Source organism: Comamonas terrae (assembly GCF_001544075.1).
Taxonomy (GTDB): domain Bacteria; phylum Pseudomonadota; class Gammaproteobacteria; order Burkholderiales; family Burkholderiaceae_C; genus Comamonas; species Comamonas terrae.
Map to the genome: position 1 here is coordinate 299,151 of NZ_BCNT01000004.1, position 20,098 is coordinate 319,248.

Sequence of the window (20,098 nt, forward strand, 5' to 3'; positions counted from 1 at the left end):
TGGGCGCAGGCCGGTGTCAGAACGGCTTGGCCTTGAGTTCCTGCTCATAGGCCTCGCGCGCCTTCACGCCGGTGGGCGTGAAGTCGGTGAACACGCCGTCGATGCCCAGGCGGAAATAGGCCAGGAATTCCTGTACGGGGTCACCCTTGTAGATGCCGGCCAGGCGACCGGGCTCGTTGCGGAAGGTGAAGCTGTGCACCACCAGGCCTGCCTTGTGCGCATTCGCGATGAGGCCGGTATCCTTGAGCGTGTTCACGTCCTTGAGGCCGGCACCGGCCTTGTAGGGCACGACGGAATGGGCCAGCACTTCAGGCTTCCAGGGGCCGATGCCGTCGGCGTACTGCTTGATCTCGGCCAGGCCTGCGGGCGTGAGCATGGCGCCGAAGGTGCGCGCATCGCCGGCCAGCGTCCAGCTGTAGGGGCGGCCGCTGATGAAGGTCCATTCATCATTGGTGATGTAGACCATGGAGCCGTCCTGATAGTTGATGTCGTTGCCGTCGATCAGCTGCACGCCCTTGGCCTGCATGCCGGCCTTGCGCAGGTACTTGAGGCTCTCGGGGTCGAAGCTCTGGATGTAGATGGGTGCATCCTTGGTGTTGAGGCCGTTCTTCTTGAGCAGGGCCATCACCGCGTCCTCGAACGGGCGCGAGCCCGGCGCGCCGCAGCCGTTGGCAATGGCCTGCTGGTTGTTCCAGTACGGGTTCTTGGTTTCCGCATAGACGGCGATGCTGCGCTTTTGCTCCTTGCCCTTGGCCACAGCGATGTCGATCACCTCCTGGGCGCTGATCAGCGGCAGCTTGCCGTTCCATTCGGTGGGGCGTTCGCTGGCGTTGTCCAGGATGGTGCCGGCCAGCAGGGTGCGCAGCTCGTCCAGCGTGAAGTCGCTGATGGACCAGTCGTTGGTATGGTCCTCGCCGTCGACCACCAGCGGCTTGAGCACGGACTTGGGGTCGTGGGCGTCGAGCTGGTCGCTCAGGTACCGTGCCGGGCCGTCGGCGGGGCCGTTCACCGGGTATTTCACGTCGACCCAGACACCGGGCGTGGTGCGCTTGCGCGCGGCGACGCCGGCATTGGTCTTGGCCACCTCGGCGACATTCGTGCTGTCGCCGAGCCAGGCATTGTGGCGTGCCACCAGCTGGCAGTCGCGCGTCATGTGCATGTCCAGCTCCAGCATGTCCGCGCCCGCATCGGCGGCCTTTTCGTAGGCCATGCGGGTCTGTTCGGGATACAGGCCGGACAGGCCGCGGTGCGCGATCACCTGCGGCGGCTTGCCGTCCAGCGTCTGGTAGCGGATTTCCTGGGGGCCGTCTCCGCCGCCGCAGGCGGACAGGGCCAGTGCGGAGAGCAGCATGGCGCCAAGGGTGGAGAGGCGGAACTGGGGCATGGATGGTTTCATGGAATATGCGTGGTCTGGTGGGAGCTTGGAGTGCGTGCCGCCCTGGACCCTAGGCGCAAAGCATGTCAGGGGCGTGACACGGAGATGGCAGCGGTGCAGGCGCCAGGGGATCAAATGCCCAGCACCTTGGCCACGTAGTCGGCATCCTTGTCGCCGCGGCCCGAGAGATTGACGAGGATGTGCCGGTCCCCGGGCAGCGTGGGCGCCACGCGCATGGCCCAGGCCACGGCATGTGCGCTCTCCAGCGCGGGGATGATGCCCTCCACGCGCGACAGCGTCATGAAGGCGTCGAGGCATTCCTTGTCGCTGGCAATTTCGTACTGCACGCGGCCCAGGTCCTTGAGGTAGCTGTGCTGCGGCCCCACGCCCGGGTAGTCCAGGCCCGAGGCGATGCTGTGTACGGCGGCGGGCGTGCCGTCGGCGTTCTCCAGCACGTAGCACTTCATGCCGTGGATTTCGCCGGGCTTGCCCATGGTCAGCGTGGCTGCATGGCGGCCGGGGCGGTCCGTGCCCTCGCCCGAGGGTTCCACGCCCACGAGGCGCACGGATTCGTCGCCGAGGAAGGCCGTGAACATGCCCATGGCATTGCTGCCGCCGCCCACGCAGGCGGCCACATGGTCGGGCAGCCGGCCGTACTTGGCCTGAAACTGCTCCCGGGCTTCGCGGCCGATGATGGACTGGAAGTCGCGCACCATCATCGGGAACGGGTGCGGACCGACCACGGAGCCGATGGCATAGATGTAGTCCGTGGGGTTGGTGAGGTATTCCTCGAAGGCGCTGTCCACGGCTTCCTTGAGCGTGGCTGCGCCGCGCGTGACGGGCACCAGCTTGCAGCCCAGGATGCGCATCTTGGTGACGTTGGGGTGTTCCTTTTCGATGTCCACCTGGCCCATGTGGATCTCGCAGGGAATGCCCACCAGCGCGCACGCCGTGGCCAGCGCCACGCCGTGCTGGCCGGCGCCGGTCTCGGCGATGACCTTCTTCTTGCCCATGAACCTGGCCAGCAGCGCCTCGCCCAGGCAGTGGTTGATCTTGTGCGCGCCCGTGTGGTTCAGGTCCTCGCGCTTGAGGTGGATCTGCGCGCCGCCCAGCTGCGCGGACAGGCGCCGGGCATGGAAGATGGGGCTGGGCCGCCCCACGTAGTCGGCAAACAGCTGGGCCAGCTCGTCCTGGAAATCCTGCCGCTTGGCGATCTCCGCATAGGCGGCGGCGATATCGTCCATGGCCTGCTTGAGATGGGGCGGCACCAGCTGGCCGCCATAGGGGCCGAAGAAGCCGCTGGCATCGGGCATGGCGGCGGGATTCTGGGTCATCTGTTGTCTCCTGGATTGTGGATATGGCGCGAAAGCGCATTCATACCACAGGACGCTGATTGGCAATGAAAAACGCTTGAAACGCTTGCCTGTAAAGCGCTGCGTGCTCATGAATTTGCGAATACCGCATGCCACTGCGGGCTGCAACACAATAGCGGCATGAAAGCCAGCGCCCTCCGCGACATCGTTTTCGCCCATGCCATAGAAACCGCGCCGCCCCATGAGGCCCTGCCCACGGCCGCGCGCTGCGACGCCATCACGCAGGAGTGCCTGCATGCCCTGGGAAAAAGCGGCCAGAACGGCAAGAGCGGTGCGCCCCAGCGCGCGGCGTTCACCGCCTTTTTGCAGGAGCGGGCACTGCGCGTCATCGCGGCCGCGCAACTGCCTGCAGAAATCCGGGCGCTGCGCGCGCAGGCCGCCGGGGTTTCGCGCTGGGCAGTGCTGGGCGTGCTGGCCGCGGCCTTTGCGGTGGGCTATGCAGGCCATGCGATCACCGATCCGCATCGCGTGGACCTGCTCTCGCCCTCGCTGATCGCCGTGGTGCTGTGGAATCTGCTGGTCTATGTGCTCCTGGTATTGAATGGCTTGCGCGGCCTGCTGCGGCGCAAGCCGGCGGTGGCCGTGCCGCTGATGCCGGTGCAGGGCGTGGCTGCCGCACCGGCCGCCTCCGGCCCGGAGGGCTGGCTGCACAAGCTGCAGCCGAAGAAGATGCAGCTGGCCGGCACGGGCCTGCGCAAGATGGCGCTGACTTTCGAGCGCAACTGGTGGCAGCTCAGCCAGCGTCCGCGCCGGGCGCAGTGGCTGATGTGCCTGCATCTGGGAGCGGCCATGCTGGCTGCGGGAGCATTGGCTTCGCTGTGGGTCACGGGCCTGACCCGGGCCTATCTGGTGGGCTGGGAGAGCACCTTTCTGTCGCCCGCTGCCGTGCAGTCCTGCCTGAACCTGCTGTTCGCGCCGGTCCATCAACTCCTGGGCACGGCGCCCTGGAGCCTGGACGAGATCCGCGCCCTGCAGGGCTGGGCGAGCGCAGGGGGCGTGGCACAGGCCCCGCTCATGGAAGGCGAGCGCTGGGTGCAGCGCTACACGCTGCTGCTGGCCCTTACCGTGCTGGCGCCGCGCCTGCTGCTGGCGCTGTGGCAGGCCCTGCGCGCACGCTGGCTTGCCGGCCATATGGCGCTGCCGCTGCAGCAGCCGTATTTCCAGAAGCTGCAGCGCGACTGGGCAGGCCGCGCCACGGTGCTGCAGGTGCTGCCCTACAGCCTGGAAATCACGCCGCAGCGCCAGGCCGGGCTGCAGCGCCATGTGGCGCAGCGCTATGGCGCCGGGGCGCAGCTGGTGCTGCTGCCCACGCTGGCCTATGGCGGCGCCTTGCCGGCCTCCGCTGCCACCTCCGAGGGCGCGCAGCAGGTGCTGCTGCTCAATATGGCGGCCACGCCCGAGGCCGAGATCCACGGCCAGCTGCTGGCCCAGGTACAGCAGCGCTGGGGCGTGCATGCCGAAGTCTGGCTCTGGGCTGCCGACTTTGTGGCCCGCAACAGCGGTGCCCCGGCGCGCGTGCGCGAACGCGAGCATCTGTGGCAGGAATTTGTGCGCCAGCATGCGCGCGATGGCGGCCTGACGGCCCAGGTGATTACCGGCGAGGAAGCGCGGCCATGAGCACGGAAAACCACGCGGAAACGCACAGGGGCGAACCCTTGCCGCCTGCTGCGCCGCCCGCGGCCGGCGAGGGCCGGAGCATCCAGTGGTGCCTGCTGTCGCACACCAATATCGGCAAGACCACGCTGACGCGCACGCTGGCCGCCGACGACGTGGGCGAGATCGAGGACGCGGCCCACATCACCAGCCGGTCCGAGCGCTACCTGCTGCAGCAAACAGAGCAAGGCGACGAACTGTGGCTGTGGGATACGCCGGGCTTCGGCGATTCCGTGCGGCTGTACGAGCGCCTGCGGCAGCACGGCAATCCGCTGGGCTGGTTCCTCTCCAACGTCTGGGACCGCTGGCGCGACCGGCCTTTCTATCTGAGCCAGCGCGCGCTGCTGGCCGCGCGCGACCATGCGGACGTGATGCTCTATCTGGTCAATGCCGCCGAAGACCCGGCCGATGCGGGCTACTGGAGTGCGGAGATGCAGATTCTGCGGTGGATGGACAAGCCTGTCATCGTGCTGCTCAACCAGATCGGCAGCGACACCTCGCAGGCGCAGACCGAGGCCGACCTGCAGCGCTGGCGCAAGGCCACGCAAGGCTTTGCGGACACGGTGCGCGAGGTGCTGGTGCTGGATGCCTTCACGCGCAGCTGGTGGCATGAGCGGCACATGATGCAGGCGATCGCACCGCTGCTGCCGGCGGCCAAGCAGCCGGCCTACCGGCGCCTGCTGCAGGCGCGCGAACTGCAGCAGCGGCAGTGCGAGCAGCAAAGCCTGCAGGCGCTGGCGCGGCAGCTGTTGGGCACGGCAAAGCTGCAGGAAAGCCTGGACCCGGCCCAGGGCAAGCTGCTGGCCCGGGCCTGGCAATCGGTGAGCGGCAAGGTGGCGGCCACGCTGGGCGCGAAGGGGGCGGTGCAGGACGCGGACCTGCCTTCGGACCCCCGGGCCCAGGCCGCGATCCGCCAGCTGCTGCAGTCCGTGCAGCAGGCCGATGTGCAGTCCACGCAGCGCCTGCTGGAACTGCATCGGCTGGACGGGCTGGCCGCCAGCCAGATCCAGGAGCAGCTGCGCAGCCAGCTGCAGATCAGCGCGCCCGTCGACCCCAAGGCCGCCAGCCTGTGGGGCGCGCTCACGGCCGGCGCGGCCACGGGGCTGGGCGCCGATCTGGTGGCCGGCGGACTGACGCTGGGCACGGGGGCATTGCTGGGGGCCCTGGTGGGCGCCGTGACGTTTGCCGGCGCCGCCTGGGGCAGCAACAAGATGCTGGACCGCGATGCGCAGCGCTTCCAGCTCTCGGGCGAGTATCTGACGGCGCTGGCGGGCCTGGTGCTGCTCAAGTACCTGGTGATCTCCCATTTCGGCCGCGGCCGGGGGCGCTATTCGAGTCCTTCCGCGCCGCAGCGCTGGAACGAGGCGGTGCAGGCCGCCGTGGCCGCGCATGCGCCGCAGTGGTCGCAATGCTGGCAGGCCCTGCGCGCGCCGCAGCAGGGCGGCGAGGAGGGCGAGGAGAGGGTGGCCCGCCTGCTGCAGGACTGCCTGGGCCAGGTCATGGCGCAGCTATACCCTGATCTTCAGATCGAAGAAAAAGGCTGAATCGCCATCAAAGCCTTATTGAAAGCGCGTAGTCTGCTATCGTTTTGATACGGGAGCCAGCGTGGCCCGCAGCCAGCCGCTGGCATCGCTGGGCGGCACGGGCGTGATTTCCAGCGATTGCTCCACGGTGCCTATGTGCTCCAGCATCAGGGCCTTGGCCTCTTCGGTGTCGCCGCGCTCCAGCGCCGCGACGATGCGTTCGTGCTCGGCGCAGGACTGGCTGGCGCTGTGCGTGGACTGGTACAGCGTGGCCGCCAGCGTGGTGCGCGCCGTCAGGTCGCGCAGCGTGTCGGCCAGCAGCTTGTGGCCCATCTGCTCGGCCAGGCAGACATGGAAGTCCGCCAGCAGAAAGGCGCGCATGGCGTTGTCGGCGCCGGCGATCGCCTTCTGTTCCTGGGCGATGTGACGGCGCAGCTGGGTGATGACGCGCTGCAGCGGCTTGCCGGCCTCCTGCAGGATGCCGGTCTCGATGATGCGCCGCGCCGAAAAGGCATCCTTGGCCTCGGCGGCCGAGGGCTCCACGACATACCAGCCGCGGCGCGGGCGAACTTCCACGAAGCCCCGCGCCTGTAGCTGCATCAGCGCCTCGCGCACCAGCGTGCGGCTCACTCCGAACAGGTCGGCCAGCTCCTGCTCGCCCAGGCGCTCGCCGGGGGCCAGCTTCTTGGCCAGGATGGATTCCACTACCTGATGGGCGATCTGTGTCTGGTTGCTGCTCATGGTTCAAGATTAAGCGATGATGCGCCGCTGCGCGTAAAGTCAGGGCTTGCTAGTACGCCATGCTCAGTGCTCCAGGGCCGGCCTGCGGCTCCAGCGTGAAGCCTGCCACGGTGCGCGAAAGATGGTGGGCCTGCTCGTTGAGCACGGACGAGGCCGCCGTGGATTGCTCCACCAGCGCCGCGTTCTGCTGCGTGGCGTAGTCCATCTCGGCCACGGCCTGGTTGATCTGGCCGATGCCCACGCTCTGCTCGGTCAGCGTGCCGCTGATGTCCCCGATGATCTGCGCCACGCGCTGGATGCTGGAGACGATTTCCTGCATGGTGGCGCCTGCGGCATGCACGCGCTCGGTGCCGGCAGCCACGCTGCTGCCCGAGGCATCGATCAGCTCCTTGATCTCCCTGGCCGCCGTGGCGCTGCGGTGCGCGAGGCTGCGCACCTCGGAGGCCACCACGGCAAAGCCCCGGCCCTGCTCGCCGGCGCGCGCGGCCTCGACGGCCGCATTGAGCGCGAGGATGTTGGTCTGGAAGGCGATGGAGTCGATCACGCCGATGATCTCGCCGATCCTGGCCGATGCGCCCGAGATGTCGTCCATGGTGCTCACGGCCCCGGCGACCACGGCGCCGCCCCGGGTGGCCGATTCCCGTGCCGAATGCGCCAGGCGCGTGGCCTGGGCCGCGGCTTCGGCGGACTGCTTGACGTTGGCGGTGAGTTGCGAGAGCGAGGCCGCGGTCTCCTGCAGATGGCTGGCCGAGCTTTCTGTGCGATTGGACAGGTCCTGGTTGCCGGCCTTGATTTCGTCCGTGGCGGTCTTCATGGATTCGACGCCGCCGCGCACGTCCTTGAGCACGGTGCCGATCTGTTCGACGAAGGCATTGAAGGAGGAGGCGATCTGGGCCACCTCGTCCTGGCCGCTGACGGGCAGGCGCTGCGTGAGGTCGCCGCCGCCCGAGCCGATCCGGTCCATGGCGTCGCGCACCTGGGACAGGCGGCGGAAGGACTTGGCGGTCAGCGTGGCGGCCGCAGCCGCGGCAATCAGCGCCAGCAGCACGATGGCGGCGGCCAGTGTCCCGAGCACGCTGCGCAGGCCGGCCGTGGCCTCGGCCTTGTCCAGCGCCACCACCAGCAGCCAGTCCGTGCCCTGGATGGGTCGCGCCCTGAGCAGCTTGGCGGCACCGTCGAGTTCCGCTTCCAGCGGCTGGGTGGAGCCGGCCAGCGAGGCCAGCACGGCCGGCGTGAGCAGCGGCGAGATCTCGGATACCGGCTGGAGCATGCGCTTGCTGTCCGCATGGGCCAGCACCTGGCCGTCGGCGCCGACCACAAAGCCCAGGCTGCTGGGGGTGGGATGGATGGCGGCCACCACGTCGCGCACGCCCGCGAGCGGCACGGCGCCGTTGAGCACGCCCTGCAGCGCGCCGTTGCGCAGCATGGGCGCGACGAAGGCCACGAAGGGCTGGCCTGTCGTGGAGTCGCCATAGGGCTTGGTCACGGCCAGCTTGCCGGCCTGCACGGCGGTCTTGTACCAGGGGCGGGCCGTGGGGTCGTAGCCTGCGGCGGCCTGCGTGGTGGTCTTGAAGCTCTTGTCCTCCCAGCCCACGGTGGTCACGGGAAAGCCGCCGGCCTGCCCCAGGTGCGCGGCAAAGCCCTGCGGATCGCCATGCTCGATCACCGCCGCGGCGGCATTCACGGCCATGGCCCTGGAGGCCACCCACTGGTCGATGGCCATGGCGTTGCCGGCCGCGATGGCATCCAGGTCCTGCTCGATGGTCTGGAAGGTGCTGGCGCGCGTGATGGCATAGGTGGCCGCGCCGGTCACCGCCAGGGCGCAGACCACGGTGGCGGTGCTGATCAGGAGAATTTTGGTGCGCAGGGACTTGAGCATGGGAATCGGAAACGCGTGGATATGTTCTTGAATGGGAAAAGGCGAAGCGGCATCCGGAGCCTCCCGCCCCGGATGCCGCCCGCGCTGCGCCTTAAGCTTCAGCCTGCATCGGCATCCTTGGGCAGGCGGCCGTCGAGCACGGCATGGGCACGCTCGCGGTCGATGTCGCCTTCCCAGGCGGCGATGGCCACGGTGGCCACGCAGTTGCCGATCAGGTTGCCCAGCGCGCGGGCGATGCCCATGAACCAGTCCACCGACAGCACCAGCACCAGGCCGATGGCGGGAATGGCGGGAATCGCATGCAGCGTGGCGGCCAGCACCACGATGGCCGAACCGGGCACGCCGTGCGCACCCTTGGAGGTGACCAGCGCGATGGCCAGGATGGTCAGCAGGTCGGCCATGCTGATGGGCGTGTTGGTCGCCTGGGCGATGAACACGGCGGCCAGCGTGATGTAGATCGAGAACGCGTCCAGGTTGAACGAGTAGCCGGTGGGAATCACCAGGCCCACGGTGGAATCGCGCACGCCCATGTTGCGCAGCTTGGCCATGATCTGGGGCAGCACGCTGTCGGACGAGGTGGTGGCGAACACGATGGTCAGTTCTTCACGCAGGTAGCGCAGCAGCTTGATCAGGCTGAAGCCGGACAGGCGCATCACCAGGCCCAGCACCACGAACACGAAGATCAGCACCGCCACGTAGAACAGCGCCACCAGCATGCCCAGCTGCTTGAGCGAGCCGATGCCGTACTGGCCCACGGTGAAGGCGATGGCGCCCAGCACGCCCAGCGGCGCCAGCTTGATGATGATGCCCATGATCTTGAACAGCACCATGGACAGCGTGTCCACCAGGTCCGACACGGGCTTGCCGCGCTCGCCCAGCAGGGTCAGCGCGCAGCCGAACAGCACCGCGAACAGCAGCACCTGCAGCACGTCGCCCTTGGCGAAGGCTTCCACCACGGTGCCGGGGATGAGCTTCATCAGGAATTCCACCGTGCCGCCGCTGGTCAGCTTGTCGGCATTGCTGGCATAGGCCGCCATGGCCGAGGGATCGAGCTTGCTGGTGTCCACGTTCATGCCCACGCCGGGCTCGAACACGAAGGCCAGCACCAGGCCCATGCCCAGCGCGATGGTGGTCAGCACCTCGAAGTAGATCAGCGACTTCACGCCCACGCGGCCCACGCGCTTGAGGTCGCCAGCGCCGGCGATGCCGTGCACGACCACGCAGAACACCAGCACGGGGATGATCATCTTGATCAGCTTGATGAAGCCGTCGCCCAGCGGCTTGAGCTTGACGGCGAACTCCGGAACCAGGAGGCCGGCGAGCACCCCGACGATAAGGGCGATCACTACCTGCCCGAAAAGTGATTTTGCAAAACGGCGCATGTCTGCCTCTGCTGTTGGCTAATCTTGTATGCAAGGAAATCTTGTCGTTGCATACAAGAATGTAGACAAGTGGCCTGCAGAAAAACATAGGGGTTTCCTGGGCCGCGCACCGGCTTCGCGGCAAAAGAGCCTTGCCTTTTTTAGGCGGGAAATGAAATGGCGCCCTGCGTCCCCGCTGCATGGGGCCGCCGTCCCTGCGAGGAAGCGGCGGCCGGCAATGAAAAAAAGCCAAGGCATGTGCCTTGGCTTTTGGCGGGTGCGGCTGCTGCCGCGGGCCGGCGCTCAGCTCTGCTCGTGGGCGCGGGCGTGGATGAAGAACGAGGCAATGGCGCCCAGCGCCACGCCGAACATCACGTAGAAGGCCGGCGCCATGGGCGAGCCCGTGGAGCGGATCAGCCAGGTGACGATGAACTGGGCGAAGCCCCCGAACACCATGACGGCGATGTTGTACGCCATGGACATGCCGACCGAGCGCACATGGGGCGGGAACAGCTCGGCCATGACGGTGCTGAACACGCTGAAGAACATGGCCACGAACAGGCAGACCACGATCTGCGTGACCAGCAGCTTGTGCACCGTGGGTCCATCGGTGAGCCAGGAGTACATGGGGTAGAGCACGGCCAGGTAGCCGATCAGCGAGGCAATGGTCATGCCGCGGCGGCCGATGCGGTCGGACAGCGCGCCCATGAACGGCATCAGCACCACCATCAGCGCCGCGCCCGCCATCTGCACGAGGAAGGCGTCGTGTATGGGCAGCTTGAGCGTCACCGTGGAGTAGGTCACGAGGTAGGTGAAGGTGATGTAGATGGAGACCGTGGCCGTCACCACCAGGCCCATGCCCACCAGGGTCTCGCGCGCATGGGTGCGCAGCATTTCCAGCAGGCCCATCTGGCGCACCTTGCCGCTTTGCTGCTCCGCCTGCAGCTGCTTGAAGACCTCGGGCTCCTCCACGTGGCGGCGGATGTAGATGGCCACCGGCACGATGAGCAGGCCCACGGCGAACGGCAGGCGCCAGGCCCAGCCCATGAGCTGCTCCTGCGTGAACAGCTCGGTGATCAGCGTGCCCGTGGCCGCGCCGATCAAGAGGGCCAGCATCTGGCCCGTCATCTGCCAGGAGCCGTAGAAGCCGCGCTTGCCGGGCGGCGCCAGCTCGATCAGCAGCGCCGTGGAGGTGCCGAATTCGCCGCCGGCCGCAAAGCCCTGCAGCAGGCGGGCCAGCACGATGAACAGCGGCGCCAGGATGCCCACGGCCGCATAGGTCGGCGCCAGGGTGATCAGTGCGATGGCCACGGCCATCAGCATGGTCACCAGCACCATGGCGGCCTTGCGGCCCTTGCGGTCGCCGTACAGGCCCAGCAGGATGCCGCCCACCGGACGCATGAAAAAGCCCACGCCGAACACGGCCGTGGTCATCAGGATCTGGTTGATGTTGTCGTCCGGATTGTCGGGATTGCTGGGGAAGAACAGCTTGGCCACGATGGGTGTCATGAAGGCGAAGACCAGGAAGTCATACCACTCCAGGGCATTGCCAATCACGGCGGCAACGATGTTGCGCTTCGATACGGTGTGCGTTGTCACTTGGGTTGTCCTGTTGAAAGGGGCGCGGAGGCGGGACCGCAAAGGCCGACAGCCAGTATGGTGGCCTTTGCGTTTGCCTTACAGCATAGGTGAGAGCACTTACACTTTTCATAAGCACTGACCGCAGCGGCGCCGCCGGCTTCCCGCCCATCAGGAAGGTGCAGGATTCAGAGAACGAACATGACTTGGATGAACACCCGCCAATGGCTGGAGAAACTGGTGTCCTTCGACACCACCAGCCGCAATTCCAACCTGGCCCTGATCGAATGCGTGCGCGATGCGCTGGCCACCCAGGGCATACAGGCCGAGCTCATGCGCTCGCCCGATGGCGACAAGGCCAATCTGTTCGCCACCCTGCCTGCGCAGGACGGCAGCACCGAAGGCGGCATCGTGCTCTCGGGCCACACCGACGTGGTGCCCGTGGACGGCCAGCAGTGGGACACCGACCCGTTCACCCTGGTGGAGCGCGAAGCGCGCCTGTACGGTCGCGGCAGCTGCGACATGAAGGGCTTCATCGCCGCCTCGCTGGCGCTGGTGCCCGAGTTCCTGGCCATGCCGCGCGCCAAGCCCATCCACCTGGCCTTTTCCTATGATGAGGAAGTTGGCTGCGCGGGCGCGCCCGTGATGATCAACGCGCTCAAGCTGCGCGGCGCGAAGTTCGACGGCTGTGTCGTGGGAGAGCCCACGAGCATGCAGGTGGTGGTGGCGCACAAGGGCATCAACCTGTACCGCTGCCGCGTCCACGGCAAGGCCGCGCATTCCTCGCTGACGCCGCGCGGCAGCAATGCCATCGAGTATGCGGCGCGCCTGATCTGCCGCATCCGCGACATCGCCGACCACTTCAAGGCGCACGGCCCGTACGACGAGTTCTACGACGTGCCCTTCACCACCATGACGACCAACCAGATCCAGGGCGGCATTGCGGTGAATACCATTCCCGAGTTCTGCGAATTCGCCTACGAGTTCCGCAACCTGCCGGGCATGTCGGTGGACGGCATCCAGAGCCAGGTCGAGGCCTATGTGCGCGAAGAGCTGCTGCCGCGCATGCGCAGCGAATATGCCGAGGCGCGCATCGATATCGAGGCCGGTGCCAGCGCGCCGGCCCTCGAGGCTTCGGAAGAGGCCGCCATCACCCAGCTGGTGCGCGCGCTGACGGCCGACCAGGACAAGCGCAAGGTGGCCTATGGCACCGAGGCCGGCCTGTTCCACAACGCCGGCATTCCCACCGTGGTCTGCGGCCCGGGTTCCATCGAGCAGGCCCACAAGCCCAACGAATTCGTGGAGCTGTCCCAGCTCGATGCCTGCGAGCGCTTCCTGCGCAAGCTGGGCCGGTCGCTGTAGACCTGGAGCGCCGGTTTCCCCGGCTGTGTCCTGCGGTTTTCCCCGGTTTCGGCCGGCTTGCCGTTTGCCGGCGCTCGTAGCAGCATGTGCGGGTCACGCCTTTGTGACGAAGACCTCGCTAGGAGCGGATCTATGCGCAACATCTGGAAAGTTTGGCTGGCCTCGGCCTTGATGACTGGTTCGTTTGCAAGCTTTGCCCAGACCCCGGCGGCGCCGGCAGCGGCCGGCACGCAGACCTTTGTGTGCAAGGACGGCAGCACGACGAGTGCGGCCACGTCCAAGGGCGCCTGCAAGGGGCACAAGGGCATAGACAAGGACGCCACGGCCAAGGCCGCCGGCGCGGCTCCCGCTGCCGCGCCTGCCGCAGCGGCTCCGGCAGCCAAGGCCGCGGCCCCCGCAGCGGCGGCAGCCCCAGCGGCCGCGCCGGCCGCCAAGTCGGCCAAGGCACCTGCCGCGACCCCGGCTCCCGGCGGCGGCCCCGGCATGGTCTGGGCCAACGAGAACACCAAGGTCTACCACTGCCAGGGCGACCGCTACTACGGCACGACCAAGAACGGCAAGTACATGACCGAGGCCGAGGCCAAGGCGGCCGGCATGCATGCCTCGCGCAACAAGGCCTGCTCCTGACATCTCTGCCGCATATGTGCAGGCACTGCCCCGGGCGGGGCGGTGTTTCCGGCGCGGAAAGATCCCGGCCGGCCCGCAGCGGCGACAATCACCGGGTCGGGCGCGCTTCGCGCCCTTTTCCATTCACTGCTTCCCGGTCCTCCCATGTCCCAGACGATTCCGGCCTGCCCCCAGTGCGGCCTTGAGAACACCTATGCCGACGGCGCCAGCTATATCTGCCCCGACTGCGCCTTCGAATGGCCTGTGCAGGCCGCTGAGGAAGAGGGCGACGCCGGCGCGGGCGACGGCATCGTGCGCGATGCCAACGGCAATGCGCTGGCCGACGGCGATGCCGTGATCCTGGTCAAGGACCTCAAGGTCAAGGGCTCGTCCTCGGTGCTCAAGAAGGGCAGCAAGATCAAGGGCATCCGCCTGGTCGACGGCGCAGACGGCCACAACGTGGACTGCAGGACCGAGCTGGGCTCCATGCTGCTCAAGTCCGAATTCCTCAAGAAGGCCTGAACGGCTCAGGCCGGCGCCGCGTCCTTCCACTGGCCCGGCGCCAGCCCGTCGATCGAATACGGGCCTATGGCCACGCGCACCAGCCGCAGCGTGGGATGGCCGACGGCGGCCGTCATGCGGCGCACCTGCCGGTTCTTGCCCTCGCGGATGACAAGCTCGATCCAGCAGTCCGGAATGTTCTGGCGTACGCGTATCGGCGGCTCGCGCTCCCACAGCGCGGGCGCGGGCTCCAGCCGGCGCGCCCTGGCCGGCAGCGTCATGCCGTCGCGCAGCTGTACGCCGTCGCGCAGGGCCTGCAGCGCGGCTTCGTCGGGAATGCCCTCGACCTGCACCCAGTAGGTCTTTTCCATCTTGTGGCGCGGATCGGCGATGCGGGCCTGCAAGGGGCCGTTGTTGGTCAGCAGCAGCAGGCCTTCGCTGTCGGCATCCAGCCGGCCTGCCGCGTGCACGCCGGGCACGGCGATCCAGTCCTTGAGCCCCTGCCAGCGCCCTTCGGGCGTGAACTGGCTGAGCACGCCGTAAGGTTTGTTGAAGCACAGCAGCCGCAGCGGCTCCTGCGGCCCGGCCGCGGGCGCATTCAGGAGGCGGCCAGGGCGGCGGGAAGGAGGTGGAAAACGGGAAGGCATGGGAGCGCGAGCATAGCCTGCGCCAGGGCGGCATGGCGCTGAACGGATATTGCGGAACAGAGGCCAAACATGCCGCAAGCGCTTGTCCATCCAGTGCGGGCAGCTATGCTTTTTTCAGGGCTGCTGCGGATAGATTTCGCGGGCGCAATCCAGGAAGGCGCGCGCCGCGCGCGACAGGTAGCCGCTGCGCCACATCAGCACCACGTCCCAGCCCAGCGCCGGGGCGATCAACGGGCGGCTGGAGACGCGGGCCGGATCGTACTGGGCGATCACATGCTCGAACATCACGGCCACGCCCACGTCGGCGGCCACCAGGTCGCCGATGAAGTCCCAGTAGCGCGTCTGCAGCTTGACCTGCGGCTCGAAGCCCGCGGCCGCACATTGCTCGAGCACGGCGTCGTGCAGCGCAAAGCCCGAGGTGTAGAGCACGAACGGCAGGTCGCGCAGGTCGCTCCAGCGCATGGGCTGTTCGGGATTCCTGACGCGATGGGCCGCCAGCGCCACGCGGGTGTGCTGGCGCGCCAGCGTATAGCTCTCCAGCCCGGCTTCGCTGCCGTTGAACAGACCGAGGGCCATGTCCAGCGTGCCGTCCAGCACGCGCTGGCGCTGGGCCTGGGCGCCCTGTTCGTCCACCTGCAGGGTGACGCCCGGATGGCGCTGCTGGTAGCGCGCGATCACCGGCGCCATGTAGTGCCCGAACGATGGCAGGATGCCCACGGACAGCTCGCCGCGCGCAATGCCGTCCACCTCGGCCACCTCCTGGCGCAGCAACCGGGCCTGGTCCAGCACGCCGCAGCCACGCTCGTACACCACGCGGCCGGCATCGGTGAGCTGCACGCCGCGGCCCTCGCGCAGCAGCAGCGGGCCGCCCAGCTCGTCCTCCAGCGACTTGACCATCTTGCTGATCGTGGGCTGGGTGACGTGCAGCGACTGTGCGGCGCGGGTGAAGCCGTTTTGCCGGACGACCTCGATGAAGTAGCGCAGGGCGCGCAGATCCATGGATATTCCTTTGTTGCATCGAAAAAATGAGAATAATTCATTTTTAGAATATTGGTGTAAACCCTATACTCGATCCATGTCGAAAACATTGGATGACTCTGCGGCCGGCGGGCGGCCGCGCCTGCCCATCGGGGCACGCGCAGCCCTGCAGGCCGCCAAGGTGGTGCTGCAGATCGCGCTGCTGAGCACGATCTGGCTGGCCGTGGACATGGCGCGCCAGCGCTTGGGCTGGAGCATGCCGGCCGGGCTGATCGGCTTTGCGCTGCTGGCCGTGGGGCTGTTCACCGGCCTGGTCAAGGCGCGCTGGCTGCAGGGCGGCACCAACTGGCTGCTGGCCGAGATGCTGCTGTTCTTCGTGCCCGCCATGCTGGTGGTCACCGAGTATCCGGACCTGATCCTTCACCAGGGCTGGCGCATCCTGGCCGTGATCGTCACCAGCACGGCCTGCGTGATGGCCGCCACGGCGCTGGCCGTGGACCGCGTCTACCGGCTGGAGCTGTGGCTGGCGCGGCGCCGCTCCACGCGCCATGCGGGCCGGGCGGCTTTCCACGCGGGGGTGTAGCCATGCTTTCCAACCAGGTGATAGGCGTCGTCTCCCTGCTGGCCACGGTGGGCTGCTACTGGGCCAACAAGCGGCTGTACCGCCGGCATCCGCATCCGCTGCTCATGCCCATCGTGGCCACGCCCATTGTTCTCATCGGCCTGGCGCTGCTCACCCATGTGAGCTATCCGCAGTACATCGCCCAGACGCACTGGCTGGTCTGGCTGCTGGGCCCGACCACGGTGGCCTTCGCGCTGCCGCTGTACGAGCACCGCGGCATGCTGGCCAGGCACTGGATGTCCATTGCCACGGGCGTGGTGGTGGCCAGCGTGGTTTCCATCGGCACCACGGTGCTGCTGGCCCACTGGTTCGGCCTGTCGGACGCGCTGCAAAAGGGCCTGGCCGTGCGCTCGGTGACCACGCCTTTCGCCATCGAGGCCGAGCGCGTGCTCGGCGGCCCCACCGACCTGGCCGCGCTGTTCGTGCTGATGACCGGCGTGAGCGGCATGCTCATGGGCGAGACCGTGCTGCGTCTGCTGCCCCGGGTGCGCAGCAAGCTGGCCGCGGGCTCCCTCTTCGGCGCTGCGGCGCACGGCGCCGGCGTGGCCAAGGCGCGCCAGGCGGGCGAGGTGCAGGCCGTGGTCGCCTCGCTGGTGATGATGATCGCCGGCGCGCTCAATGTGCTGATCGCGCCCTGGGTGCGCAGCCTGCTGTTCTGACGGCCCAGGAGCGGCCCCTTCTGACAGGCCGCGCAGATGGCGCGGCAGACAATAGCCGGCATGGCTTTTGACCTCTCCTCGCTGCAAAGGCGCGCCCAACCCCTGCTGCGGCCCGTGCAGCCGCTGATCGATGCCACCGAGCTCTGGCTGCAGGCCGGCGGCCCGCGCATGAGCGCCGCCATGTCGTTCTACGGCATTCTGAGCCTGGCCCCGCTGCTGGTGGTGGTCGTCGGCCTGCTGGGCTGGTGGCTGGACCGCAGCTACGTGGAAAGCACGCTGATCGGGCAGGTGCAGGGCGTGGCCGGCGAGCGCGTCGCCCAGGTGGTGCAGGGCGCGCTGTCCAGCGCCAGGCGCGCGGACGAGGGCTCGCTGGCGTCCGCGCTGGGCCTGGTCATGATGGTGTCCGGCGCCACCGGCGTGTTCGTGGAGCTGCAGGCCTCGCTCGAAAAGCTCTGGAGCGTGGGCGAGCCCCCGCTGGTGCGGCAGCGGGCCGCCTGGTGGAGCCTGGCCATGGCGCGCGTGCGCGGCCTGTCCTATGTGGGCGGGCTGGGCTTTCTGCTGCTGGTGTCCATGCTGCTGTCCACCATGATCCAGCTGGTCACCAAATGGGCCGGAGACCAGCTGCAGCTGGTGCCGCTGGGGCCGCTGCTGCGGGTCATCAACGAAAGCGTGTCCTTCGTCATCGAGGTCATCCTGTTCCTGGGCCTGATGCGCATCGGCCAGGGCATCAAGCCGCGTGTGCGCCATCTGCTGTGGGGCGCCGTGGTCGGGGCCGTGCTGTTCACGCTGGGCAAGCAGGGGCTGGCCTGGTACCTGTCCACGGCGGCCGTGGTCTCGGCCTATGGTGCGGCGGGCTCGCTGGTGGTGGTGCTGATGTGGTTCTACTTCACCTCGGCCATCCTGCTGTTCTCGGCCGCCACGGCCAAGGCCTGCAGCCGCTGCGACATGCGCGTGGCCCATCTCTGGCGCGGGCGGGACGGCGACGCGCAGGACAAGCCGGCCCAGGGCAACGGCCCGCAGCCCGGTCACGCGGGCGAAAATATATGAAAAATGCGGCATTCGCGCTCTGCCATCCTGCGCAAGCCGCTATTGTTTTTCATTCACCACAATAACAAGCATCATGGATCGTTTGCTGACCATGCGGGTGTTCCAGTCCGTGGCCGACGAAGGCGGCTTTTCCGCCGCCGCCCGGCGCCTGGACATGTCCGTGCCCACCGTCACGCGGCTGGTGGCCGACCTGGAAGAGCACCTGGGCACGCGCCTGCTGCAGCGCACCACGCGCAGCGTGAGCCTGACCGAGGCCGGCGAGGCCTACCTGGAGCGCGTGCGCGGCATCATCAGCGATGTGGACGACGCGTTCTCCATGGCCCAGGCGCACACGGTGGAGCTGTCGGGCACGGTGCGCGTGCTCATGCCCCCGGTCTTTGCCGAGCACGTGCTGGCGCCGCTGATCACGCAGTTCCATGCGCAGTACCCCAAGGTCATCATCGACGTGTTCGTGGAATCGGCCACCGAGGCAGCGATCGGCGAGTACGACATCACCTTCCTGAGCGTGTCCGAGGGCTACAACGGCAACGTGATCGCGCGCCCCATCGTCAGCACCTATGGCCTGGCCTGCGCCTCGCCCGAGTACCTGCGCAAGTTCGGCACGCCGCTGCACCCCAGCGACCTGAGCGGCCACCAGGTGCTGCTGCGCCGCTCCCACCTGACGCGCGGCGACCTGCTGCACATGCACCGCATCGACGATCTGCGCGAGGAGGTCCCCGTGACGGTGACGCCGGTGCTGGTGGCCAACCACACGGGTACGCTGCTGCGCGCCACGCTGGACGGCGCGGGCATCAGCACCCAGCCGCTGGACCTGATCGCCCGCCACCTGAGCGCGGGCAGCCTGTGCCATGTGCTGCCGCAATGGACCAGCGGCGTGTTCACGCTCTACGCCACGCTGCCCTCGCGCAAGTTCATGCCCGCGCGCGTGCGGGCGTTCCTGGACTTTCTCGTGGAGAACACGCGCGGCAACATCGCCGGCGTCCTGCCGGCCGAATTCCCCACGCTGCCGCTCACGCAGTGAACCGGCGGCCCGGGCCCTGGTGCGCCCGGGGCTGTCATCTGCGTTACTCCACGGGCCTCCGATTGCTCGGGGTTTGCCCCATGAATTCCGCACTGCAGAATCTTCCTCTTGTTGATCGCAAATAGCGCCCTCTAAGCTGGCCCGGCAGATGCGCAAAAGCCGCACTGCATGAGAACGGTTCCACGCGCTTCGCGCCCCCGCGCGGAGGCCGGGAACAGGTTCCGGACCACTAGGGAGACAAGCATGCGTGACAACACCTCGATCCGCCGGCCCGGGGGCTGGCGGATTTCCCGGCACAGGGAGGCGTGATGGACGTCTTTCTGCAACAGGTGCTCAATGGGCTGACATTGGGCGGCATCTACGGTTTGGTGGCCCTGGGGCTGACGCTGGTGTACGGCATCCTGCACGTGCCCAACTTCGCCCACGGGGGCTTTTACATGATCGGCGCCTTCGTCGCCCTGCATGCCATGGTGGCCTGGAGCTGGGGCTACTGGCCGGCGCTGCTGATGGCCGCGGTGGCGGTGGCCGTACTGGGCATCGCGAGCGAGCGGCTGGTGTTCAACCCGCTGCGCAAGGCTTCGCCGCTGCATCCCAAGATAGCCTCCATCGGCCTGCTGCTGTTCCTGGAGGCCGGCGCCCAGGTACTGTGGGGCGCGGACTTCCAGCGCATGCCCACGCCCTACACCAGCATCATCGAGATGGGCGGGCTGACGGTACCCGCCCAGCGCCTGCTGATCATCGCCGCGGCCTTTGCGCTGATGGTGGCCCTGCACCTGTTCCTGACGCGCACCGTGACGGGCTCGACCATCGTGGCCATGGCGCAGAACCGCGAAGGCGCCTCGCTGGTGGGCATAGACGCGAACCGCGTGTCCATGATGACCTTCGCCATCTCGGGCCTGCTGGCCGCCGCGGCCGCCACGCTGTACGCGCCCATCAACCTGGTCTATCCGGCCATGGGCCACCTGGTCATCACCAAGGCCTTCGTGATCATCATCCTGGGCGGCATGGGCAGCATTCCGGGCGCCGTGCTGGGCGGGCTGATCATCGGCTTCGCCGAGAGCTTCGGCGCCTACTACATCTCCACCGACTACAAGGACATCATCGCCTTCGTGCTGCTGGTCGTCATTCTGTCGCTGCGCCCCCAAGGGCTGTTTGCCAAGAGGAGCCGCTGA

Annotated in this window: 18 protein-coding genes; 10 read left to right on the plus strand and 8 right to left on the minus strand. The window is 67.8% G+C overall.

Going from position 1 to position 20,098, the window contains the following annotated elements:
* Positions 1 to 16 precede the first annotated feature (16 nt).
* Both Cte04_RS07665 and trpB read right to left on the minus strand, forming a co-directional pair.
* The gene (locus Cte04_RS07665) at positions 17 to 1,384 is read right to left on the minus strand and encodes a glycerophosphodiester phosphodiesterase family protein (protein WP_083526556.1); all 1,368 of its coding nucleotides are present in this window, start codon (positions 1,382 to 1,384) and stop codon (positions 17 to 19) included.
* A 122-nt stretch (positions 1,385 to 1,506) separates the two neighbouring features.
* Positions 1,507 to 2,709, minus strand: a complete 1,203-nt coding sequence (gene trpB, locus Cte04_RS07670) for a tryptophan synthase subunit beta (protein WP_066474873.1) — start codon at positions 2,707 to 2,709, stop codon at positions 1,507 to 1,509.
* Between the two features lie 159 nt (positions 2,710 to 2,868).
* Here trpB and Cte04_RS07675 point away from each other — a divergent pair, with 159 nt between their 5' ends.
* Positions 2,869 to 4,365 (plus strand): DUF2868 domain-containing protein, encoded by a 1,497-nt coding sequence (locus Cte04_RS07675; RefSeq protein WP_066474876.1) that lies wholly within the window; start codon positions 2,869 to 2,871, stop codon positions 4,363 to 4,365.
* Positions 4,362 to 5,945 carry a DUF3482 domain-containing protein gene (locus Cte04_RS07680; protein WP_083526557.1) on the plus strand — a complete coding sequence of 528 codons (1,584 nt, stop codon included), beginning with the start codon at positions 4,362 to 4,364 and terminating at the stop codon, positions 5,943 to 5,945. The genes Cte04_RS07675 and Cte04_RS07680 overlap by 4 nt, the downstream gene beginning before the upstream one ends.
* Positions 5,946 to 5,981: 36 nt before the next feature.
* Here the strand turns inward: Cte04_RS07680 and Cte04_RS07685 are convergent, their stop codons facing one another.
* The 4 genes from Cte04_RS07685 to Cte04_RS07700 form a co-directional block, all read right to left on the minus strand.
* Positions 5,982 to 6,665: a GntR family transcriptional regulator gene (locus tag Cte04_RS07685; RefSeq protein ID WP_066474880.1), complete on the minus strand. Its 684-nt coding sequence runs from the start codon at positions 6,663 to 6,665 to the stop codon at positions 5,982 to 5,984.
* A 49-nt stretch (positions 6,666 to 6,714) separates the two neighbouring features.
* On the minus strand, positions 6,715 to 8,544 hold the full coding sequence (locus Cte04_RS07690; RefSeq protein WP_066474883.1) for a methyl-accepting chemotaxis protein: 1,830 nt from the start codon (positions 8,542 to 8,544) through the stop codon (positions 6,715 to 6,717).
* 98 nt (positions 8,545 to 8,642) lie between these two features.
* The gene (locus tag Cte04_RS07695) at positions 8,643 to 9,926 is read right to left on the minus strand and encodes a C4-dicarboxylate transporter DctA (protein ID WP_066474885.1); all 1,284 of its coding nucleotides are present in this window, start codon (positions 9,924 to 9,926) and stop codon (positions 8,643 to 8,645) included.
* Positions 9,927 to 10,208: 282 nt separating this feature from the next.
* Positions 10,209 to 11,504 (minus strand): MFS transporter, encoded by a 1,296-nt coding sequence (locus tag Cte04_RS07700; RefSeq protein ID WP_066474887.1) that lies wholly within the window; start codon positions 11,502 to 11,504, stop codon positions 10,209 to 10,211.
* Positions 11,505 to 11,693: 189 nt separating this feature from the next.
* Between Cte04_RS07700 and argE the strand changes: the two genes are divergently transcribed.
* From argE to Cte04_RS07715, 3 genes are all read left to right on the plus strand, one after another.
* Positions 11,694 to 12,845 (plus strand): acetylornithine deacetylase, encoded by a 1,152-nt coding sequence (gene argE / locus Cte04_RS07705; protein ID WP_066474888.1) that lies wholly within the window; start codon positions 11,694 to 11,696, stop codon positions 12,843 to 12,845.
* A 132-nt stretch (positions 12,846 to 12,977) separates the two neighbouring features.
* A complete protein-coding gene (locus Cte04_RS07710; protein WP_066474890.1) occupies positions 12,978 to 13,472 on the plus strand; it encodes a DUF3761 domain-containing protein in 495 nt (164 codons plus the stop codon).
* 144 nt (positions 13,473 to 13,616) lie between these two features.
* Positions 13,617 to 13,973, plus strand: a complete 357-nt coding sequence (locus tag Cte04_RS07715) for a zinc ribbon domain-containing protein YjdM (protein WP_066474893.1) — start codon at positions 13,617 to 13,619, stop codon at positions 13,971 to 13,973.
* 5 nt (positions 13,974 to 13,978) lie between these two features.
* Here the strand turns inward: Cte04_RS07715 and Cte04_RS07720 are convergent, their stop codons facing one another.
* A complete protein-coding gene (locus Cte04_RS07720) occupies positions 13,979 to 14,599 on the minus strand; it encodes a pseudouridine synthase (RefSeq protein WP_066474895.1) in 621 nt (206 codons plus the stop codon).
* 114 nt (positions 14,600 to 14,713) lie between these two features.
* Positions 14,714 to 15,598: a LysR family transcriptional regulator gene (locus tag Cte04_RS07725; RefSeq protein WP_066474898.1), complete on the minus strand. Its 885-nt coding sequence runs from the start codon at positions 15,596 to 15,598 to the stop codon at positions 14,714 to 14,716.
* Positions 15,599 to 15,674: 76 nt separating this feature from the next.
* Between Cte04_RS07725 and Cte04_RS07730 the strand changes: the two genes are divergently transcribed.
* The 5 genes from Cte04_RS07730 to Cte04_RS07750 all read left to right on the plus strand — a co-directional run bounded on the left by Cte04_RS07730 (position 15,675) and on the right by Cte04_RS07750 (position 20,098).
* Positions 15,675 to 16,160, plus strand: coding sequence for a CidA/LrgA family protein (locus Cte04_RS07730; protein WP_083526558.1), 486 nt, complete (start codon positions 15,675 to 15,677; stop codon positions 16,158 to 16,160).
* Positions 16,161 to 16,162: 2 nt separating this feature from the next.
* Positions 16,163 to 16,858 carry an LrgB family protein gene (locus Cte04_RS07735; protein WP_066474900.1) on the plus strand — a complete coding sequence of 232 codons (696 nt, stop codon included), beginning with the start codon at positions 16,163 to 16,165 and terminating at the stop codon, positions 16,856 to 16,858.
* Positions 16,859 to 16,918: 60 nt separating this feature from the next.
* Positions 16,919 to 17,905, plus strand: coding sequence for a YihY/virulence factor BrkB family protein (locus Cte04_RS07740; RefSeq protein WP_066474902.1), 987 nt, complete (start codon positions 16,919 to 16,921; stop codon positions 17,903 to 17,905).
* A gap of 73 nt (positions 17,906 to 17,978) precedes the next feature.
* Entirely contained in the window at positions 17,979 to 18,926 is a 948-nt protein-coding gene (locus Cte04_RS07745) for a LysR family transcriptional regulator (protein WP_066474904.1), read from the plus strand.
* A gap of 308 nt (positions 18,927 to 19,234) precedes the next feature.
* A complete protein-coding gene (locus Cte04_RS07750) occupies positions 19,235 to 20,098 on the plus strand; it encodes a branched-chain amino acid ABC transporter permease (RefSeq protein ID WP_066474907.1) in 864 nt (287 codons plus the stop codon).